The organism is Brenneria roseae subsp. americana, assembly GCF_003115815.1.
Lineage (GTDB): Bacteria > Pseudomonadota > Gammaproteobacteria > Enterobacterales > Enterobacteriaceae > Brenneria > Brenneria roseae.
This window is the reverse complement of the sequence record NZ_QDKJ01000002.1, coordinates 43,188-62,567: the sequence shown is the minus strand read 5'-3', so window position 1 is coordinate 62,567 and position 19,380 is coordinate 43,188. Positions and strand designations below refer to the sequence as shown.

Here is a 19,380-nt window from a genome sequence, read left to right as displayed (position 1 = left end):
TCTGCGGACCCTGTTACGTCTTTATTCCGACACGGCTTTTTATATGAAGAAAATTTTAGCTCTGCTGGTTATCGCACCGTTACTGGTTTCCTGCTCAGGAAACAAAGGTAGCGCTGACAATGAAGCATTTATCAAGGATACCAACGCCTTTGATATTCTGATGGGGCAATTCGCCCATAACATTGAGAATATCTGGGGCATGAACGAAGTCCTGATCGCCGGGCCGAAAGATTACGTAAAATATACCGACCAATACCAGACTCGTAGCCACATTAACTTCGATGCCGGTACCATCACCATTGAAACCATTTCGGCAACCGATTCCGTCGCCAGCCTGCGTCAGGCGATTATTACTACCCTGCTGATGGGTGACGACGCCACCAATACCGATCTTTACTCGGACGCCAATGATATTCAGATCAGCCGGGAGCCGATGCTGTACGGTCAGGTGTTGGATAACACGGGTCAGCCGATCCGCTGGGAAGGCCGAGCCGCCAGTTTTGCGGATTATCTGCTCCAGAACCGTTTGCAGAAACGGAACTCCGGGCTGCATATTATCTGGTCCGTCACGATTCAACTGGTTCCCAACCATCTGGATAAACGTGCGCACAAATATCTGCCGCTGGTGCGTAAAGCTGCCGATCGCTATGGCATTGAAGAGTCGTTGATTCTGGCCATCATGCAGACAGAATCCAGCTTCAACCCTTATGCGGTAAGCCGCTCTGACGCACTCGGTTTGATGCAGGTGGTCCAGCACAGCGCAGGCCGCGATGTCTTCAAAATGAAAGGGAAATGGGGTCAGCCGAGCCGCAGCTATCTGTTCGATCCGGAAAATAATATCGATGCAGGTACTGCCTATCTGTCGATTCTGAAAAACAGCTATCTGGTTGGCATCGAGAATCCAACCTCGCGGCGTTACGCCGTGATCACCGCCTACAACGGCGGCGCAGGCAGCGTACTGCGGGTATTCTCCAGCGATAGAAATCGGGCGGTCAGTGTTATCAACAAAATGTCGCCGGGCGAGGTATACGATACGCTGACGACCAAACATCCGTCAGCCGAATCCCGACGCTATCTGTACAAGGTGAATACCGCGCAGAAAAATTACCGCCGCTAAAGCCGCTAAAAAAGCCTCTGGAGTCATATCTCCAGAGGCTTAGCTCAATACCTGGTGTTGACGCCAAATGGTGTCGGAAAATTAACGTTTAATATTTTTGAATTGTTGCGTCGTGGCCGTTAACGCCACTTCTGTCGGCAGCCGTTCCATTGAGCTTGCGCCATAGAACCCATCACACTGCGGGCAGTTGTCCATGATGTACTGCGCATCTTCAGGCGTTGAAATCGGCCCGCCATGACACAGCACAATCACGTCTTTACGCACGGCTTTGGCCGCTTCAGCCCACTGGTTAATCAGCGGGACACAGTCCGACAGCGTAAGCGCGGTTTCCGCACCGATATTACCGCCGGTGGTTAACCCCATATGCGGCACAATAATGTCCGCTCCCGCTTCCGTCATCGCAACCGCATCGGCGGCGCTGAACACATAAGGCGTGGTCAGCATGTCCTTCTCATGCGCCAGGCGGATCATTTCGACTTCCAGCCCATATCCCATCCCCGTCTCTTCCAGATTGGCGCGGAAGTTACCATCAATCAGGCCGACGGTCGGAAAGTTCTGCACGCCGGAAAAACCCAACGCCTTCAGATCATCCAGAAATTTATCGAACTGGCAGAACGGGTCAGTGCCATTCACGCCCGCCAAAACGGGCGTATGACGCACCACCGGCAGCACCTCTTTCGCCATATCCACCACGATTTCATTGGCGTTACCGTATGCCAGCAGACCGGCCAGTGAACCGCGCCCCGCCATGCGGTAACGACCGGAATTGTAAATCACGATCAAATCAATCCCACCCGCCTCCTCGCACTTTGCGGAAAGCCCGGTTCCCGCGCCACCGCCAATAATAGGTTCCCGGCGAGCAATCATCTCTCTGAATTTTGCTAACAACTGCTGACGACTTATCGCAGACATCATGTTCCCCTTTTAGTTAAGTATTGCGCGGAACGCCTCAACGGCGGCGTTGGCGAATAAAGGATCGTTAATATGGAATGGCAGACGCACGATCCGCCGTTTTTCTGTTTGCTGAACAGTATCTTCCAGCGTCTTGATAAAGGCATCGCGCGCTTCGGGATGCCAGAAAGCCTGACCCGGCGCATCCAGGGCGGAAAAACCGCCTTCCGGGATCAAGAATCGCACTTCGCCTTCACAGCGATTGAGTTTCTCCCCGATCCATTGCGCCATAGCTATATTCTCTGCCACCGTGGTGCGCATCAGCGTGACCTGAGCGTTATGGTTATAAAACAGCCGGTTGGCGTATTTCTCCGGTACGCTGGCCGGCGCACCGAAATTCACCATATCCAGCGCGCCACAGGACGCCACATAAGGCACCTGCGTTTTGGCAATGGCATCAAAGCGCTCCGGCCCACAGGCCAGTACGCCGTCAAACAGCAGGTCGCATACTTCCGTCGTGGTCAGATCGAGCACTCCGGCCAGCAGATGGCTGTCCACCAGCTTCTCCATCGCCTTGCCGCCGCTACCGGTTGCATGGAACACCAGACAGTCAAATTCCTCTTCCAGCGCTTTACTGGTCGCCTGAATACAGGGGGTAGTGACGCCAAACATGGTCAGACCGATGGCCGGCTTATCGTCGTGGCTTTCCTGAATATGAAATTTCACGGCTCCGGCAATCTGGTGCGCGGCATTACCCAACACCTGGCGGGAAATGCGGTTCAGGCCAGCAACATCGGTCACGGAATACATCATGCTGATATCACTGGCGCCGATATAACCGGAAATGTCGCCAGATGCCATCGTCGATACCATCAGCTTTGGTAAACCAATGGGCAAAACCTGCATCGCCGGCGTAATCAGCGCCGTACCGCCCGAGCCGCCCAGCCCAATCAATCCGGCGATATCGCGACGTGACAGAATGAAACGCTCAAAGGCAACGGCCATTGCGTTAATCGCCCGCCCCCTATCGCCGCAAAATACCGCTTCTGCGCCTTGTGGATGGTAAGCGGCAACCGTTGAGGCGCTAATATCCGCCGGAGAGGCAGCCGACGGTGATGTTGTCGATAAGTCTACCGTGACCGTTTTCAGACCTGTCGCTGCGATCAGATCGCGGACATAATTCTGTTCTTTCCCTTTAGTATCTGATGTTGTTGCAATGTAAACGCTACCAACTACCTTTTCCATAGGGTATTCCTCTCACCAGTAATGGGAATTATTAGCTACTGATATTGTTATTAATTATTTAAAAGCAAAAATAGATAGATTATTTTTAAATCATATTGAGACTACAGTATCAAAAAAACAACCGTTAAATCCCCAAATGAGACCCAAGTCTCATTTAATCTTCTTCCCTTATTGTTTCTGTTAGAAAAAAGCTTGACGTGGTGCAAGAATCACTCATCTTGTTATAGTTTGGACAATGGCGCTCTCCCGTCCGGCCCGCAAATAAAATGAGGTCTATGTGACTGAAAGGGATAACAAACTAACATCTACACGAGCAAGAACCCGCCGACTGCTCGTCGATACGGCGATTAACATGTTCGATCAGGGAATTTTTCCCTCGATCACCGACGTTGCCAATGCGGCTCAACTTTCACGCGCCACGGCATATCGGTATTTCCCCACGCAAAGCGCACTGGTTTCCGCCGTCGTTGGCGAAAGTCTGGGTCCGGTGCTGTCGTGGCATCCCACTCAGCCTGATGCCAGGCAACGGGTTGAAGAATTATTGCACTTTGCCTATCCGCGGATGCTGCAACACGAAGGCGCGTTGCGCGCCGCATTGCAACTCTCACTTCAGCAGTGGGCCAACCGTCGTTCCAATCGCGTCACCACTGAAAAATTGGAACGCGGTAACCGTAAACGCCTGCTCAAAATAGCGGTGGAACCGTTAACAGGTAAAATCTCCGCCGAAGCACAACAGCGCGTGATTCATGCACTGTCGCTCATTTATGGTTCCGAGGTTTTTCTGGTTTTGAAAGATATTTGGGATCTGGACGAAAACGGCATTCAGGATGTTACGCAGTGGGTTGCCAAAGCGATTTTGCGACAGGCAGAAGAGGATGCGGAATTGCAGCCGTCAACGCAGGAAAAATAAAAATCCTCTCGAAAACAAGAGCGCCCAACGGTGCGAAAAGATAAACGCCTCGTTAACCCGAGGCGAGGTTGATGACAAACGCGATGAGCGGCGATAACGCTGCAAGTACCTCCCTGTAAGCCCGGGCTTTTACTGCTCGATCACATAGCCATACAGACGTTTAGTGCCATCTTCTTCGGCTACGCTGTAAACGCCCTGTAATTCGGGGGAAAATCCCGGCAGCAGGTTAATCCCCGCTTCCAACGCCAGGAAATAGCGCTGAACCGCCCCGCCCCAGATTTCCCCCGGCACTACGCACAGCACGCCCGGCGGATAAGGCAGCGCGCCTTCTGCCGCGATGCGGCCTTCAACCTGCGCAATTGGCACCAGTTCAATCTCACCACGAACAAAAGCGCTATTTGCATCCTGCGGCAACATGGCCACCTGCGGCAGTGATGCCTTACGGAACATCGCTTTTTGCAGATCTTTCACCTGGTGGCTGGCATAAAAGTCATGCATTTCCTGACAGAGTTGACGCAGCGTATAGCCGCGATAACGCTGTTCATACTTTTGATACAGACTCGGCAACACCTCGCTCAGCGGCGCGTCACGGGCAATCATTGCCTCAAAATAAACCAGAGCCTCCACCAGACGCTGCATTTTCAGGCTGTCTTCCGCAGGCGTCAGCAGGAACAGGATCGAGTTAAGATCGCATTTCTCAGGGATAATGCCGTACTCACGCAAATAATTTGCCAGGATCGTGGCGGGAATACCAAAATCGGTATATTCGCCGCTGATCGCATCAATTCCCGGCGTCGTTAACAGCAATTTACAAGGATCGATAAAATACTGATCCTGCGCGTATCCCTCAAACGAGTGCCATTTCTCGCCCGGTTCGAAGTTGAAAAAGCGCACGTCATGTGCAATCACGTCCGTATCATGATCCTGCCAGGGAAGCCCCGCCACCGTGGTAGGGACAAACGGCCTGATCAAAGAACAACGCGACAGCAGCTGCTTGCGCGCATCGATGCCGAGCTTCACACAGTCCAGCCACAGGCGGCGTCCGCTGTTACCCTCATGCATTTTGGCATTCACATCCAGCGCCGCGAACAGCGGATAGAACGGACTGGTGGAAGCATGCAACATGAACGCATTATTGAATCGCTTATGGTTGCAAAAGCGCTTTTGCCCTTTGATGTGCGTATCTTTCTTATGCACCTGCGAAGTCTGGGAGAAGCCGGCCTGCTGTTTATGCACCGACTGGGTAACAAAGATCCCCGGATCGTTTTCATTCAAATCAAGCAGCAGTGGCGAACACTGTTCCATCATCGGAATAAACTGCTCGTATCCCACCCACGCGGAATCAAACAGAATGTAATCACACAGATGTCCGATGCTGTCGACCACCTGACGCGCGTTATAAATCGTGCCGTCATAAGTGCCAAGCTGAATCACCGCCAAACGGAACGGACGCGGTTCATCGGCACGTTCCGGCGCGACGTCACGCACCAGATTACGCAGATAGGCTTCATCAAAACAGTGCGCATCAATCCCACCGATAAAGCCGAAAGGATTACGCACCGTTTCCAGGTAAACGGGCGTGGCCCCAGCCTGAATCAGTGCGCCGTGATGATTCGACTTATGGTTGTTGCGATCGAATAGCACTAAATCGCCGCGGGTCAGCAATGCGTTGGTCACCACCTTATTCGCCGACGAAGTCCCATTCAGAACAAAATAGGTTTTATCGGCGTTAAACACGCGTGCGGCAAACTTCTGCGCCTTTTTCGCGGCCCCTTCATGAATCAGCAAATCGCCCAACTTGACGTCGGCATTACAAATATCTGAACGGAAAATATTTTCGCCATAAAAATCAAAAAACTGCCGCCCGGCAGGATGTTTGCGGAAAAACTGCCCTCCCTGATGGCCCGGACAAGCGAAGGTCGTATTCTCCATCTCGACATACTTGGTCAGCGTATCGAAAAATGGCGGCAGCAACGCATCCTGATAGCCTTGCGCAGCATGTTCCAGCACATCCGCATGCTCGCCAGCAGCATCCAACAGTAACCACTCGCTGCCCGTCGGCAACATTTCAGCCAGTGAATCCGCGTCATTCTCCCTGACGACAAAGGCAGGAATGGTAAAGCCGGTGTGATGCAATATTGACAGAATCCCGCTACGGGCTTCCTCAACGGAAACAACCACTGCCGCCACATCAGTAAAGTCAGTCTGACTCAGCGCGACAATTTCACGTGTAGTGATTAAACGACGGGCAACCGCCACATTAGCCGCAATTTTTAACTGTTTCATTTAACCAAACCCAAACGGTTAAGGATGAGTGTACGTGCCCGGAAGACACGGCGCAGGGATAGCAATCCCGACCAATCACAATGTCAATCAGTCACGACAGGCGTATGACGCCCACAATCATGACTGTAGGTTAAGAATGGAAAAACTGGAGCCAGCACCATCCGATAGACATCAGTAAAATCAGAGGGAAACTCTATTTTTACTCATGCCTAACAGCGAGCGTACGAACGCCTCACCGCATGGTGGCAAAGGATAATCGACAGGGAAAACGAACAACGCGGCTAAAACGGGAAAAACGCCATGACATCATCAAAGATCCGGCGCGCTGATTTTGCGCCATGCACAATGAATCCGACATATCAGCAGCCCTCTTTAGCCACAGGTGAACAGGGAGTTCAGATGAATAGAAAGTTGAAAACCGCGCAATATTGGCATTATTTTTCATCAAATTCAAGAAACGGCAAACCACCTTTTTACCGCAAAATATGACGTTGCCCAAAAACCGCGGCGCGAATCAAACCGTAGCCATACTGATGCACGAAAAGGAGAAACGAAACGGTGAAAGAACACCGTTTTTGCCTGAAAATAGAGCAAGCACGCGGGTTTGTGACAGAAACACATTGACGACATGCAGCCAATACGGTTTAATGCGCCCCGTTGCCCGGATAGCTCAGTCGGTAGAGCAGAGGATTGAAAATCCTCGTGTCCTTGGTTCGATTCCGAGTCCGGGCACCAAAATTTAGTTTCATGGCGTCTCTATACGTCCTGAAACGTTAAAAAATCAGTAAGTTAAAGAAACCTGATGGTACTGAAAAGTTCCGTCAGGTTTTTTGACATCCAGAGTTTTTGGGGGCTTAATTGGGGGCCTGTTGGTTCGATAAATTCTGGAGCCCCCGCTATGCCATATGCCACTCACCGATACCGCCATCCGTAACGCCAAGCCCATCGACAAACCTTATAAACTCAGCGACGCGCAGGGCTTATACCTGCTGATTAAACCTAACGGCTCTAAACTCTGGCAACTCAAGTACCGCTTCGGCGGCAAGGAGAAGAAGCTGGCGTTTGGCGCTTACCCGACCGTGACGCTGGCGAATGCGCGTAAGCTGCGCGAGGAAGCCAGAGCCATACTCAGCGCGGGTGACGATCCGGGGGTAAAGAAGCAACAGGAGAAGCAGGCGAAGAAAAGCGGTAATACCTTTGAAGAGGTTGCCCGCAAGTGGCTGGCGGGGAATATCCGCTGGACGGAGCATCACGCGGCAAAGATCCTGCGTTCGCTGGAGCTGCATGTTTTCCCGCTGATTGGCAAGATCAGCCGCTCCAGAACTGGAATTTGACATTGTCGCAGTTAGCCATTTATTTTGATGGGCGACTGAATAACGTGATTACGCTGTAATATTTTACCGTGACACAGAATTCTGAACGCTCCCTTTATTTCTTACACACTCAATGAAAAATGTAAAGGAGCTGTATATGAAAGGTATGAAATATGCTTCCGTTTTGGTAAAAACAATGGCGTGTGCCTTAATGCTCGGCAGCTTGCAAGCCCATGCAGACGGTGGATACAGTTCGGAAGTTGTAGCCAGAAATATTTCCACCCCTAACTTTTGGGTTAAAACCGATTTCACGATCCCTTCCTATGCCACATTCCCTTCAAATGCCAAACTTTATAATGTGATCTGGAAATATACGATAAACGGAAAAATTCCATCAAAAGGAACGTTTATTGCTTGGTTATGTCATGGTGATGACAACACTTGTCTTAATGTAACGAACGCAAAGAGTGGAACCACTACTGCGTTCAATACTGATGGAAAAGCCCTTTCTACACCTTTCTATCTGAAATATCGTATCAATAGTTCATCATCTTTCTCTACTGTTGCGACTGGCTCTGCACAACTTATTGTCAATATGTCATATTGACAATAAGTTGTGCAGATATCACTTCAACATAAGGAAACTGAAAATGAGTATTAGTGGCGTAACCTCTTCGAGTTCCAGTATCGCCGATCAGATATCGACTGTCGGCACGAAAAAAACAGATGACGGAGTTTCTTTTTCAGCAGTATTAAATGAGATCTCTTCAGATAATGATAGTGCCGATGAAAGTACCGTCATCTCGTCTTCTTTTACTAAATCATCCAGCATAAAATCTTCATCTTATAGCGCCAGCATGTCAGAGTTCTTGCATAATAAGAGCGATAAAGATGAGGTGGCCAATGTTGTTAAAACATTGGCCACTACTTCGGATTATGAACTGTGCTCCATCGCTAACAGCCCGGATGGCATTCATGGAGTAACTTACTCTTCGACGGGACAGCCAGTAACTTCCGCTTCATCCGCCGCTTTTAACGAACTCAGTGTATCTGTATTAGCCGGAAGAACAGCGATTTACAACGAGGAAACAGCTAAAGGAACCGATCCCGCAGATATTTTTGACAAAATTGTCAGTTACATGAACACACAGCCTCAGTCTTACCTAGATGCGATTAACTGGAGTTGATTTTTATTAAATCGAGATGCGGCTCATTAATACAGGTCGCATCTCTTTAAGCAAATGTGATGCACGTCATTTTGCATATAACCTGGAAGGTTAATAAGATAATCGTGGTGGATGTCTAATGATTAAGCTGGAGCATATTTCCCATAGCTATTATTCAGAGCGGGGGGCTTTGCCGGTGCTCCAGAATATTTCTTTCTCTGTGTTCCCCGGAGAGAGTTGCGCCATTATCGATCGGCGCGTCCGGTTCTGGTAAAAGCACTTTGCTGAATATCATTGGCCCGCTTGACCAACCCACGGCCGGACATCTTCTGCTGAATGGACGTGATATATCCCAGGCCACAATCGATGAGCGCGCCAGAATGCGCAATCAGGTGATTGGTTTCGGGCCGAGTTTGACATTGTGCAAACGGAAGCGGACGTCGCTACGCGGGAGGAGATAAAATCGGCGGTATTCGAGTATATCGAGATAGATTACAACCGACATCGGCGGCATAGCGCCACTGCTGGGCTAAGCCCGGTGCAATTTGAGGAAAGAAATCTCGCTTAAGGCTGTGTCCACCGTTGCTGGGTAAGATCAGCATGTTACATTCAACAACAAAATGCATGGGCCACCCCTTACCAATAGTGCCATGAGGATTTGTTTGACAAATTAAATTAACAACATTAATTTAATTGAATTAATTTAAATCCGATATAAGGTCCTCCATGTCACGACCACGAAAAGACCAGCAGCTCGATATTCCGGGTCAGGCAATCAGGGAAACTATTCGCCTGCTTGATGAGCGGGATGCACAGGTCATTACTCTTGCTGATGTCGCTGCTGCGGTAGGGTGTAGGGCTCCCGCTCTTTATGCCTATTTTGCTGGCAAGGATGCGCTTTTAATTGCGGTACATAACGAAGGTTTTCGTATCTTGTTGCAGGAAAAATTAGCCGTCGCCAATAAAAACGCCAGCGACCCTCTTAATCAATTATGTGAAGGTGGACTCACCTACTTACGTTTTGCTTTTGAACGCCCCGGGCTTTATCGACTTATGTTTTCCCCCCCGCTCGTTAAAGGGTTATCCAGCGATCCCTTTGCTACCGATCCTGGTGCGGAATGCCTTACAATTTTACGCTCGGCCGTCACTGCCTGTCAGAAGAAAGGGTATTTATCGGGGATGGATGCCGCACACATCGCATTTGTTTTGTGGTCGGCTGTTCATGGCGCAGCGTCATTGCTTCTTCAGGGAAGAGCACCTGCCCAGACTAAGCCGGATACTAAGGCTGCCGCCAGCGTCGTTAATTCCATCATGTCTTTTATTCAACTAACCCGGGCTGAAAAGACCGATGATATATAAATCATACTAACAGGAATATTCTATGCGCCGCTATCTCCGGTTTCTCTTCGTGCCCATCATTGCTCTTGCCACCTGGATTGGAATTTCCACCCTGTTGACGGAACGCGAAATCACCGCTCATTTCGAATCGGTTCGCCAGGTCGCCAATCGAAATGAGCCAAATAATATCAATTCGGATGCAATGAAAACCTTACCAGAACCCGTTCAGCGATATTTCGCGTTTGCGATACCAGAAAAGAATATTCGTTATCGGGTTGTGAAGATAGCAGCTGAGGGCGAATTTCGACGCCCGCTAACCTCAGAATTTGAGCCCACGACCGCAACGCAGATAATTGCGACACAAACACCGGCGATGATGTTTGCCGCCACCACACCTGTAGGTTGCTGCTTGTGGGCAAGGGCTTACGATTTTTTTGCTGACGGGCACATGGAAATGCGAGCTAAAATCGTGTCAACGCTTACTGTCATGAATGAAAATTCCACACAAGCGTTAAATCGTACTTCACTGCGACGTTGGTTGCTGGAAAGCCCGCTTTATCCAGTAGCGCTGCTTCCCGGAGGCCCGGTACGCTGGGAGGCAATTGATGATGACCACGCTAAGGCGATCGTTTCCGGTTTTGGGCTTGAAGAATCACTAATTGCAACTTTCCAGGCCGATGGCAGGCTTGTGAGTTTTAACGCCGGGCAGGATGGCGATTTGACAACGCCGTATCATGGCTCAGGAGAACATGTATCACGCAGCGACTATCGTCTGGTTGCGGGAATGATGATTCCATACGCTTTTGAAATATCCCGCATAGCAAAAGGTAAGATCTTGCCATTCTGGAAGGGGCGCATCACCACAATTGAGTTCGAATGACTAATTAATCGTATCAGTTAATCCTGAAATATCGGAAAAATCGTCCTTTGTATCCTATAAAAAATAAAGAATGCTAACGCCCGTCAGTGCCGCCAGTTTTCCAATTTGCACAACATCCCCTTGACTCTGACACCACTGTCAGAGTGTAAGCTTTCAACTCTCTAAATAACAGGAATAGCGACATGTTAAAATTAGTTATGTATGTCAAAAGGCGTGCCCATTTAACGCGAGAAGAATTTGATCATTACTGGCACGATCACCACGCTTCATTGGTGATTAAACACGCTGAACGTCTTGGTATTCGCAAGTATATCCAGACCGTTCCCCTTGCGAACAATGCAGCGCAATCAGCACTTCAACAGACAAGGAATTCATCTCCCGTCGATTTTGATGGTTGCGCCGAGCTATGGTGGGACGATCTGGAATCACATCTTGCGGCCCGAAAAACAGAAGAAGGATTAAGTGCCCTTCAGGAGCTTATTAACGATGAGAGTAAATTCGTGGATTTGGAGCATTCGCAATGCTGGTACGGTGAGGAGCGGTTTGTGATTTCTGAGTGAAGGATATACTGGTTTGAAAATCTTGATATTTGTCCATTAAGAGGCGACTTTTGAGTCATAATCTAAACCAACCCATTCTGGCGTTATATGCAGACTTGGACACATAACAAAGCCCCCAACCCTTAAACAACGATTTTTCGTGATGACTCTCACAAAAACAAAGCGATTTTTTATGGGGACCCTAGTGGGAGCGCTGTTTCAAGAATTTAGCAACTAAACCAATAACAAACAGCACGTTAATGGTGGATATAGTTCCGAGTCGCCACCTTTTCTTTTTATGCCTCCTTATCAATAAATATATTCATGTAATTCAATAGGTTATCATAAAATCTTTCCCGATACGTTTTGCTTTATCCCTTCGTATTCGGAAAATTTGGGGTCAGATTGAGGGCCATTCAGTTCGATTTGATTCATTGCCGATCACACACTTGAAGTATACACTTTCAGTATGTATTAAAGAGGAGCGAAACGATGAAACACCGCGTTAGCGTTACCGTGGACAAAGACAATTATCAGGTTCTGAGTGCTGCTGGAATCAATATTTCTGGCCTGGTGAATGATGTCATCGGTAAGGAAGCACGCCGTATCAAGGCGGAGCAGTGGAAGAAAGAGAACCGTGAAGGGATGGAAGAAGTCGCCAGATTTATCACACAGAATGGCTCCTTCGCTGATGAAAACAGGAACTGGTGATCATGCAATTCATTGTTTATCAATACAAACGGGCCAGCCACTACAAAATATTTGTCGATGTGCAAAGTGATATTGTTGAGACACCAAAGCGACGTATGGTCATTCCGTTTATAGAATCGCATCACCTGTCTGAGAAAGTGAATAAAACATTGTTCCCTCAGATCCTCATCAACGGCGAGCATTATCGACTGATGACAACTGAACTATCAAGCGTTCCCGTTGAAGTCATTGGCGAAGCTATCGCGGATCTTGGCAACTGCGCGGATGAGATTAAAAATGCGATTAACCTTATGTTTTGGGGGATTTGAAAGGCATCAATAGCATTACTCTAGGTATAGCGATCTCATCAAATAAACTTTCAAAATATACCTCAAAAAGTGAAATGGTGCGGTTTACCGAGATACTTACACACGCACTTTTTAAGTTTTCCGAGCACAGTGACACTTTAAAATTAAAGGCTATCCACCAAATCCCCCAACGTCACCATCAACATCATTGGATCCATCGGCGAAGACTCAAACCCCACCCGCAGGTAAAACTCTTTCGATTCATCAGACAACGCATGAACCAACATCCCGCGAATACCGATAGTCTCTGCCACCTGAATAACCCGTAGCCCGGCATCACGCACCAACGCCCGCCCAACCCCCTGACCACGTAATGATTTATCCACCGCCAGACGGCCCAGCACCACAACTGGAATCGGATCGGGCATATTACGGCGAAAGCGTCCGGGGGAGGCAAGCGTTGCCACGGCACTGGAGGCCAGTGAGTAATACGCCAGCACCTTTGAGCCGTCGCAGCAAACGAATGTACGGGATGCGCCCGTTAGCTGATTTTTCATCGCCCGCTGTTTCAGCCAGTTATCCATAGAGTCCACACCGCAACAGAATGAGGAAAGTACATGTTCGGCGTGGAGAGGCTCAGGGGCGGAGATCATTTTTTCTGTTCCCACGGCGCGGGCGTTTGCATGGTTTTACGCAGAGCGGTATTCGGAGAGGGGGCCTGATCCAAGCGGGCAAGGAATTCCTGATAGGCTTCAGGATCTGCCATAATGAGGCGTTGTTCGATCAACGCTTCTTCTGCGGCGGCACGCGCGGCTTCCAGCACAAAATCAGTACGGTTTTTCCCTCTGGCTTTCGCCGCACGATCGATAAGATCGCGCTCGGCGGGCTTGACGCGTAAATTCAATGTCTCGCGTTTAACTGAAACGCTGTTGGTCGCTGGCATAATGTTACCCTCTGGCATGCTCTCTGGATATTAATCATACAACACATGTAACGCCAATGTCATTACATCACGATATGTTGGCATCCTGGAAAATACGCCTTCCAATATTGCGTCCGGCTTCGAGACAAGCCTCGGGTGTTTTCAACTCCGGCATCAGCAGCATTTCAGAGGTCACCACCGGCGCACCGCAATAGTCAAAAATCCCGTGTGCTATCTGTGCATTAAAGGCATCGAAATAACCGTGCTTTTCGAATGTCCCTTGGTCGGCGGCGCCCAGTGCAATAATATGTACCGGCAAATGTCCCAGTTTCTTTACCACGTTTCCATCCGCAGTGTCTTCATAGGCCCAGCCGTTTGAAAAAACGCGATCGATCCACCCTTTGAGTAACCCCGGCATTGACCACCAATAGATCGGAAATACCAGAACAAGCGCATCCGCGTTGTCGATACGCGACTGCTGCGCAACGACATCGGGCGGCGTTTTGCCTGTTTGCTGAAAAGCAGCCACATCTGGCGCAGAAAAACTCGGATTAAACCCTTCCTGCATAAGATCCGCTATTTCAAACGTATTTTCCGGATTTGATTCAGCGATCCCTTTCGCTACTACGGTAGCGACACTATGGGTCAGTGAGGTATTAAGAGGATGAGAAACCACAATTAATGCATGCATTCGAGGACTCCCTATTGCGATGAAACGGCGCCAGAGTTAGTCTTATATACTAACAGTAACCTACCAATAGTAAGTTACCTTTGGTATATAATCATGTCAACAGGAAATATCGGCAATGCCCATACCGCGCGCACGACAGCGTTTATCAAGAGAAGAGCGCCATGTACAGCTGATAGAAGCCGCATGGCGGATTATCCGGGAAGAAGGTACAGAAGCGCTCACGCTAGGGCGCCTGGCGGAGCGAGCAGGCGTGACGAAACCCGTGGTTTACGATCATTTTACCAGCCGTTCGGGGCTGCTCGCCGCACTCTATAAAGAATTTGATCATCGCCAGACGGCGCAGATGGATGAAATTATCCGAAATACAGAGCCAGTGCTTGAGCAACTGGCGTCGGTCATTGCCACATCATACGTTGAGTGCGTGCTGCTCCAGGGGCGTGAAATGCCCAACGTAATGGCGGCGCTCACCGGAACTCCCGAACTTGAACAAATCAGACAGGATTACGCCACTACGTTTACGGAGAAATGTCGCAAACTATTTGCACCGTTCTGCGGTGATCAGCCGCTTCATGACGCAGCGCTTCGGGCAATGCTCGGTTCCGCCGAAGGGTTATCTTATGCAACGGTTCAAGGGGTTATTACGGAACAGCAGGCAAAGGATGAACTGTTCCATGTGATTCTCTCGATGGTACAGAGGAATCGCATAGAGAACTAAAACCCCATGACGAAATTATCGTGGCAGCCTCATCCATGAGGCTCGTCCTTTTCAGCGGCAACGCACGCCGCCCCGGCGCTACCTCTGGTTATCTTTCAGCACAATCAGCGGCTCAATATCACTCTCTTTTTTGATGACCAGCGAATCATCGCCGCGCAGGCAGGCGCCGCCATAATTGCCGCCAACGGTAAAGGTACAGACCTGAATGTACTTTCCGGCGACATTGGGCAGACACCACAGCTGCTGGTAGATATTTTTCCGATCGACGAACTTGCCGGAAGTTTTATCGAGCACTTCATCATGGTGGCTGACCAGGTCAATGTTGCTGCCGCAGCGTCCGGAAATCGGTTTGATAGCGTAACCGGTTTTCGCCAGTGCGTCGGTCACCTCAAAATCGGTATCCAGCAGATAGGGATGATGCGGGAACAACGACCAAAGCACCGGCAGAATCGCTTTATTGCCGGGGATCACCGTCCACAGCGGCTCAAAGACCATCACTTCGGGACGCAGAAGCACATCGATCAGACGGATCTCGTTATCCGGGGGCCCGGTACGGATCGGTAGCGCCGCATATTCGGTTGCGCTGACCTCACGCACCTGTTCTATCGCGGTCTCCCAGGCCCATGTTTTCCAGACGCAGTTAACCAGCCGGCCATCGCTATCGATGAGTTGCCCGGCGGCATCCCAGCGCAGCTCATCAAGCCCATAAATAATTTTGCTGTCAAAACCGGCCTGCGTCAGGGCACGTTGCATAAACTGGGCGTGGTAATTCTCCTCCAGATCCTTGTCCTGCATGATGTGGACAAAGGGTCGCGCCAGGCTGTGCTTCCACGCGCCGGTCAGCTCGCCTAATAACTCTTCCGCCGGATTATTCCCTTTGCCAAAGCCCCCTTTGCGGGCCCACTGTTCGAGGATCAGTCCGCCTTCGGTGTGGCAGGAAGCGGAATCCGCATTGTATTCATAGACTTTCAGGCCACGCTCATCCATGCAGAAATCCATGCGGCCAGTGATCATATCGTGTCGACGCCGCTGCCAGGAAAGCCGTAAACGCGGCCAGAGAATTTTGGGGATATCAAAAAGCGCCAGTAAATCGTCATCTTTCATCACTTTATCGGTAGCGTGCAGGTACATCAGATGCAGCTCATTGGTCGCCTTGATCAGTTCCTGCTCGGCGCATTCGGTAATGGTGAAATATTGATAGGGATCCTGGTTGATAAAATGGCCGCCATTCGCCTCCACATAGGCCATCTGCAAGGGGTCCTGCTCGTTGAGCCACTTGCCGGCGAACTGGCCTTGATTGTCCAGCCGCGCGCCGTGAATGGCCAGCGCCTCTCCGGGAATGATCGGCTGCGGCAGACTGTGCTCCGTCTCGTCGGTCTGAATCATCCAGCCGAGGATAGTAGTGTCATCGAAAGTGTCGAGAATAGTGTAATGGCCGTCGGTCACTTCCAGCGTCAGCTCGCGCGTCCACTGCTGCCCTTGCGGTAAGAGTGTGTGAATCACGTTCTGCTCGGCGACGCGAACTTTATTGCCCAATAGCTGGGTAATCACCGCCACGTGACCGGTATCCTTAAACTCGCCGCCTTTTTGCCAGATAAGCAGCGAACCCGCCGCCGGTGCGCGACGAGAACCGTTGGCAAAGGCCTGTAAAGGCAGAATATTGTCATTAACGACCTGGCGCAAAAAGCGCAGAGAGAAGATTTCATACGCCATGCTGACGTCGGTAAAGACGAAGCCATAGGTCAAAAACAGAAAACGACGGGCAAACTCGACGCACTGCCATTTATGCCCCATATATTCGTTATCGATATAGCTACGAAACGAGGCGTCATCCGGCATGTTTTGCGGATCCAAGCTTCTGTAATTTGATGAATAAATCGCTACACCGCCCGGCGCGTACCCCAACAATGTTCCAAACGGGGCGTCACTACCTGTTGTTCCTTTGCTCATTGCCTGACCTCAAATTAATGCTGCCCGGACGTTGGCTGTAGAAAATCCCTCTCATTATCCCGTCCAGGCAATACCCGACAGAGGGAGGATTTATGATAGCACTCATTCAACATGATCATGACGCACGGCCAGAAAATTACCCGGCTATCCGCGGTTTTGCATCCGGCATGTCATTTTCCTTCAACCATAAAACCCCGCCTTCTATGAAGGCGGGGTTTTATCTCACACAGAGAAAATCAGAAGTTGTAGCTGGCGGTTACCGAGAAATTACGCGGCGCGCCGTAGACGGCGTATTGGGATACGTAGTCGTAATACTCTTTGTCGAACAGGTTGTTGAGATTGGCCTGCACGGCAAAGTTTTTCGTCACCTGATAACGGCTGAACAGGTTGACGATGCCGTAGCTGCCTTGCTCCGCACGAGTATCGCCCTGAGGGCCGGAAACCGCATTCCAGATTTTGTTCTGCCAGTTCACGCCGCCGCCCACGGTCAGTTCGGGTAGCGTAGGCAACTGATAACGGGTGAACAATTTCAATTGGGTACGAGGCTGATCGGGGTTGACTGCCGTACCGTCTTGATCTTTCACAAGATAGCGGGTCGCGCCGAAGGTGAGCTGCCAGTTATCCGTCAGCGCGCCATTCAGCTCAAACTCCACCCCTTTACTGACCGTGCCATCCACCGAGTCGTAGGCAAGTTCACTGCTGCCCGGAATGTAATTGCCGGTGGACTGGGCAACGTTATCCTGTTCGATTCTGAATATGGCCAGAGACGTGGTCAGACGGGTATTAAACCAATCCGCTTTAATGCCTGCCTCGTAGCTTTTGCCGGTGGTGGGATCGATATAGCGTCCCTGGATGTCGCGCTTATCCTGCGGCTGGAAAATAGAGGTGTAGCTCATGTAGGCGGACCAGGTATCGTTAATGTCATATACCAGACCGGCATACGGGGTAACATCACTCTTATCGCTGGTAAAGGTGCTTTGCGGAGCGCTGGGCGGATTGTATTTCGCGTTCCAGTCGGTATAGCGGGCACCGACGATCAGGTGCAAAGGATCGGCAAGCGAGAAACGCGCGGAGCCATAAACCGATTTCTGACGCAGAGTATCCTTGCTGTAAAGCGTCCACGGCGTCCACTGCGGATCGGCCAGCGATCCATCCCACGTCAGGAAGTTATCGATCGGGATTGCGCCATACAGACTGTCAGGCATGGAGTTATCATAATGGTTGCGCTGACGGCTGTAGCTGCCGCCAAACATCATTTCATGCTGGCGACCAAAGAGGTCGACAAAGCCACGAACATAGGCGTCTATAGCGTCCTGTTTCCGCTCGCCCCTGTTCCAGCCGCCGTAACCGGTGACGCCCGCGCCGGTCTCTTTATCCGGGTAGCCATCACTGTACATCAGTTTGGTATCGAAATTTGTTTCCGTATGCATACCGTTGATATGCGCTTCCCAGCCGTCGCCGAAACGCTGCACCAGACTCGCGAAAACCTTTCTGGCATCTTTATCGGAATATGCCCAGTCCGGCGCAGTATTAAAGCTGCGATCGAAGTGCGTTTTGCTGCCGTCGCTGTACCAGGTTGGCAAACCACCCCATGTCGGGCTGTCGCTGTGCGTTTCCTGATATTCATAGCCGACAGAAAGGGCCGTTGAATCGGTCAAATCCACATCAACCACGCCGTAAAGGAATTTCTTGCGGTAATGATAATTATCCAGCCAGCTGTCGTTATCCTGATAACCGGTAATCATGCGGCCACGCACATTGCCGGATTCGGTCAGCGGGGCGGAGAGATCGAGAACATAGCGCTGCTTGTCCCAACTACCGTAGCTGGCGGAGGCCGAACCGGTAAATTCCCGGCTGTCGGCGTGTTTACGCACCATGTTAACGTAGGCAGAGGGGTTGCCGGTACCGGACATCAGCCCGCTCGCGCCGCGAACCACTTCAATACGATCGTAAATGGCGGTATCGGTGGCGGTGTCGCCAAAGTCCCACACTTCGCTTATCGAGGTGGGTAAGTCGTCGTAGGAATAGTTACTGATGAAGAACCCACGCGAGTAATACACCACGCGATCGCTATCCTGAATCTGGGCTGATACGCCGGTGGTGTTGGTCAGCACCTCGCCGATAGATTGCAGGTTCTGGTCTTTCATCCGCTGCTGGCTGATCACGCTCACCGACTGCGGAATATCACGTGGTACTAACAGTAATTTCGTGCCGGTGGTAGTGGTTTTAACGCTGTAATCCTGCTTTTCAGCGTTGCTCTCGTCACTGGAAGTGGCATCAACAATCACGGTGTCCTGTGGCGTCTCGGCTTGTGCATGGCGGGATGCGCCGAATAACGCGCAGGCGATGCAAACCGCCAGTAGAGCAGGTACGGGTCTGCCAGTGACGTCCCCCGTTGTGATCGAATAAGACATGATTA

The 19,380-nt window shown here is 50.5% G+C and carries 19 protein-coding genes, 1 tRNA gene and 2 pseudogenes; 14 read left to right on the top strand and 8 right to left on the bottom strand.

Annotated features, from left to right (window positions below):
* Positions 1 to 43: 43 nt before the first annotated feature.
* Positions 44 to 1,117 (top strand): membrane-bound lytic murein transglycosylase MltC, encoded by a 1,074-nt coding sequence (gene mltC / locus B4923_RS02230; protein WP_109053048.1) that lies wholly within the window; start codon positions 44 to 46, stop codon positions 1,115 to 1,117.
* Positions 1,118 to 1,198: 81 nt separating this feature from the next.
* On the opposite strand, the gene B4923_RS02225 is transcribed toward mltC, so the two are convergent.
* Positions 1,199 to 2,032 (bottom strand): phosphoenolpyruvate hydrolase family protein, encoded by an 834-nt coding sequence (locus B4923_RS02225; RefSeq protein ID WP_109052741.1) that lies wholly within the window; start codon positions 2,030 to 2,032, stop codon positions 1,199 to 1,201.
* A 9-nt stretch (positions 2,033 to 2,041) separates the two neighbouring features.
* Positions 2,042 to 3,253: a Tm-1-like ATP-binding domain-containing protein gene (locus B4923_RS02220; RefSeq protein WP_109052740.1), complete on the bottom strand. Its 1,212-nt coding sequence runs from the start codon at positions 3,251 to 3,253 to the stop codon at positions 2,042 to 2,044.
* Between the two features lie 277 nt (positions 3,254 to 3,530).
* On the opposite strand from B4923_RS02220, the gene B4923_RS02215 reads away from it, so the two are divergent.
* Positions 3,531 to 4,163, top strand: coding sequence for a TetR/AcrR family transcriptional regulator (locus tag B4923_RS02215; RefSeq protein WP_109052739.1), 633 nt, complete (start codon positions 3,531 to 3,533; stop codon positions 4,161 to 4,163).
* Positions 4,164 to 4,292: 129 nt separating this feature from the next.
* On the opposite strand, the gene B4923_RS02210 is transcribed toward B4923_RS02215, so the two are convergent.
* Positions 4,293 to 6,449, bottom strand: coding sequence for an ornithine decarboxylase (locus B4923_RS02210; protein WP_109052738.1), 2,157 nt, complete (start codon positions 6,447 to 6,449; stop codon positions 4,293 to 4,295).
* Positions 6,450 to 7,108: 659 nt separating this feature from the next.
* Between B4923_RS02210 and B4923_RS02205 the strand changes: the two genes are divergently transcribed.
* From B4923_RS02205 to ccdB, 11 genes and pseudogenes are all read left to right on the top strand, one after another.
* A tRNA-Phe gene (locus B4923_RS02205) sits at positions 7,109 to 7,184 on the top strand.
* Positions 7,185 to 7,354: 170 nt separating this feature from the next.
* Positions 7,355 to 7,759, top strand: a pseudogene (locus B4923_RS02200) (integrase arm-type DNA-binding domain-containing protein); the annotation flags it as partial.
* Between the two features lie 160 nt (positions 7,760 to 7,919).
* Positions 7,920 to 8,369, top strand: a complete 450-nt coding sequence (locus B4923_RS02195) for a flagellar protein FlhE (protein WP_170115997.1) — start codon at positions 7,920 to 7,922, stop codon at positions 8,367 to 8,369.
* A 43-nt stretch (positions 8,370 to 8,412) separates the two neighbouring features.
* On the top strand, positions 8,413 to 8,949 hold the full coding sequence (locus B4923_RS02190; RefSeq protein WP_109052735.1) for a hypothetical protein: 537 nt from the start codon (positions 8,413 to 8,415) through the stop codon (positions 8,947 to 8,949).
* A gap of 260 nt (positions 8,950 to 9,209) precedes the next feature.
* Entirely contained in the window at positions 9,210 to 9,389 is a 180-nt protein-coding gene (locus B4923_RS21030) for a hypothetical protein (RefSeq protein ID WP_245929478.1), read from the top strand.
* Positions 9,374 to 9,496, top strand: a pseudogene (locus B4923_RS02180) (IS3 family transposase); the annotation flags it as partial. The gene B4923_RS21030 and the pseudogene B4923_RS02180, both read left to right, overlap by 16 nt.
* Before the next feature lie 158 nt (positions 9,497 to 9,654).
* Positions 9,655 to 10,287, top strand: coding sequence for a TetR/AcrR family transcriptional regulator (locus B4923_RS02175; RefSeq protein WP_109052733.1), 633 nt, complete (start codon positions 9,655 to 9,657; stop codon positions 10,285 to 10,287).
* 22 nt (positions 10,288 to 10,309) lie between these two features.
* Entirely contained in the window at positions 10,310 to 11,146 is an 837-nt protein-coding gene (locus B4923_RS02170) for a DUF6920 family protein (RefSeq protein WP_109052732.1), read from the top strand.
* A 182-nt stretch (positions 11,147 to 11,328) separates the two neighbouring features.
* Entirely contained in the window at positions 11,329 to 11,706 is a 378-nt protein-coding gene (locus tag B4923_RS02165) for an EthD domain-containing protein (RefSeq protein ID WP_109052731.1), read from the top strand.
* 471 nt (positions 11,707 to 12,177) lie between these two features.
* Complete coding sequence (ccdA, locus tag B4923_RS02160; protein WP_109052730.1) at positions 12,178 to 12,396, top strand: type II toxin-antitoxin system antitoxin CcdA; 219 nt, start codon at positions 12,178 to 12,180, stop codon at positions 12,394 to 12,396.
* A 2-nt stretch (positions 12,397 to 12,398) separates the two neighbouring features.
* A complete protein-coding gene (ccdB, locus tag B4923_RS02155) occupies positions 12,399 to 12,704 on the top strand; it encodes a type II toxin-antitoxin system toxin CcdB (RefSeq protein WP_109052729.1) in 306 nt (101 codons plus the stop codon).
* Positions 12,705 to 12,847: 143 nt separating this feature from the next.
* Here ccdB and B4923_RS02150 read toward each other — a convergent pair whose 3' ends face one another.
* From B4923_RS02150 to B4923_RS02140, 3 genes are all read right to left on the bottom strand, one after another.
* Positions 12,848 to 13,336 carry a GNAT family N-acetyltransferase gene (locus tag B4923_RS02150; protein WP_109052728.1) on the bottom strand — a complete coding sequence of 163 codons (489 nt, stop codon included), beginning with the start codon at positions 13,334 to 13,336 and terminating at the stop codon, positions 12,848 to 12,850.
* Positions 13,333 to 13,626, bottom strand: coding sequence for a type II toxin-antitoxin system TacA family antitoxin (locus B4923_RS02145; RefSeq protein ID WP_109052727.1), 294 nt, complete (start codon positions 13,624 to 13,626; stop codon positions 13,333 to 13,335). The genes B4923_RS02150 and B4923_RS02145 overlap by 4 nt, the downstream gene beginning before the upstream one ends.
* 67 nt (positions 13,627 to 13,693) lie before the next feature.
* A complete protein-coding gene (locus tag B4923_RS02140) occupies positions 13,694 to 14,296 on the bottom strand; it encodes an NAD(P)H-dependent oxidoreductase (protein WP_109052726.1) in 603 nt (200 codons plus the stop codon).
* A 115-nt stretch (positions 14,297 to 14,411) separates the two neighbouring features.
* Here B4923_RS02140 and B4923_RS02135 point away from each other — a divergent pair, with 115 nt between their 5' ends.
* Complete coding sequence (locus B4923_RS02135; protein WP_109052725.1) at positions 14,412 to 15,011, top strand: TetR/AcrR family transcriptional regulator; 600 nt, start codon at positions 14,412 to 14,414, stop codon at positions 15,009 to 15,011.
* A gap of 78 nt (positions 15,012 to 15,089) precedes the next feature.
* On the opposite strand, the gene gss is transcribed toward B4923_RS02135, so the two are convergent.
* Both gss and fhuE read right to left on the bottom strand, forming a co-directional pair.
* Positions 15,090 to 16,961, bottom strand: a complete 1,872-nt coding sequence (gene gss, locus B4923_RS02130; RefSeq protein ID WP_109052724.1) for a bifunctional glutathionylspermidine amidase/synthase — start codon at positions 16,959 to 16,961, stop codon at positions 15,090 to 15,092.
* A 236-nt stretch (positions 16,962 to 17,197) separates the two neighbouring features.
* The gene (fhuE, locus tag B4923_RS02125) at positions 17,198 to 19,375 is read right to left on the bottom strand and encodes a ferric-rhodotorulic acid/ferric-coprogen receptor FhuE (RefSeq protein ID WP_109052723.1); all 2,178 of its coding nucleotides are present in this window, start codon (positions 19,373 to 19,375) and stop codon (positions 17,198 to 17,200) included.
* Between the last annotated feature and the right edge of the window lie 5 nt (positions 19,376 to 19,380).

Coding starts and splice junctions, on each gene's coding strand:
- ccdA (WP_109052730.1), top strand. CDS start 12,178: ATGAAACACCGCGTTAGCGTTACCGTGGACAAAGACAATTATCAGGTT.
- B4923_RS02195 (WP_170115997.1), top strand. CDS start 7,920: ATGAAAGGTATGAAATATGCTTCCGTTTTGGTAAAAACAATGGCGTGT.
- B4923_RS02165 (WP_109052731.1), top strand. CDS start 11,329: ATGTTAAAATTAGTTATGTATGTCAAAAGGCGTGCCCATTTAACGCGA.
- B4923_RS02210 (WP_109052738.1), bottom strand. CDS start 6,449: ATGAAACAGTTAAAAATTGCGGCTAATGTGGCGGTTGCCCGTCGTTTA.
- B4923_RS02190 (WP_109052735.1), top strand. CDS start 8,413: ATGAGTATTAGTGGCGTAACCTCTTCGAGTTCCAGTATCGCCGATCAG.
- B4923_RS02135 (WP_109052725.1), top strand. CDS start 14,412: ATGCCCATACCGCGCGCACGACAGCGTTTATCAAGAGAAGAGCGCCAT.
- B4923_RS02145 (WP_109052727.1), bottom strand. CDS start 13,626: ATGCCAGCGACCAACAGCGTTTCAGTTAAACGCGAGACATTGAATTTA.
- fhuE (WP_109052723.1), bottom strand. CDS start 19,375: ATGTCTTATTCGATCACAACGGGGGACGTCACTGGCAGACCCGTACCT.
- B4923_RS02220 (WP_109052740.1), bottom strand. CDS start 3,253: ATGGAAAAGGTAGTTGGTAGCGTTTACATTGCAACAACATCAGATACT.
- gss (WP_109052724.1), bottom strand. CDS start 16,961: ATGAGCAAAGGAACAACAGGTAGTGACGCCCCGTTTGGAACATTGTTG.
- B4923_RS02150 (WP_109052728.1), bottom strand. CDS start 13,336: ATGATCTCCGCCCCTGAGCCTCTCCACGCCGAACATGTACTTTCCTCA.
- ccdB (WP_109052729.1), top strand. CDS start 12,399: ATGCAATTCATTGTTTATCAATACAAACGGGCCAGCCACTACAAAATA.
- mltC (WP_109053048.1), top strand. CDS start 44: ATGAAGAAAATTTTAGCTCTGCTGGTTATCGCACCGTTACTGGTTTCC.
- B4923_RS02140 (WP_109052726.1), bottom strand. CDS start 14,296: ATGCATGCATTAATTGTGGTTTCTCATCCTCTTAATACCTCACTGACC.
- B4923_RS02225 (WP_109052741.1), bottom strand. CDS start 2,032: ATGATGTCTGCGATAAGTCGTCAGCAGTTGTTAGCAAAATTCAGAGAG.
- B4923_RS02170 (WP_109052732.1), top strand. CDS start 10,310: ATGCGCCGCTATCTCCGGTTTCTCTTCGTGCCCATCATTGCTCTTGCC.
- B4923_RS02175 (WP_109052733.1), top strand. CDS start 9,655: ATGTCACGACCACGAAAAGACCAGCAGCTCGATATTCCGGGTCAGGCA.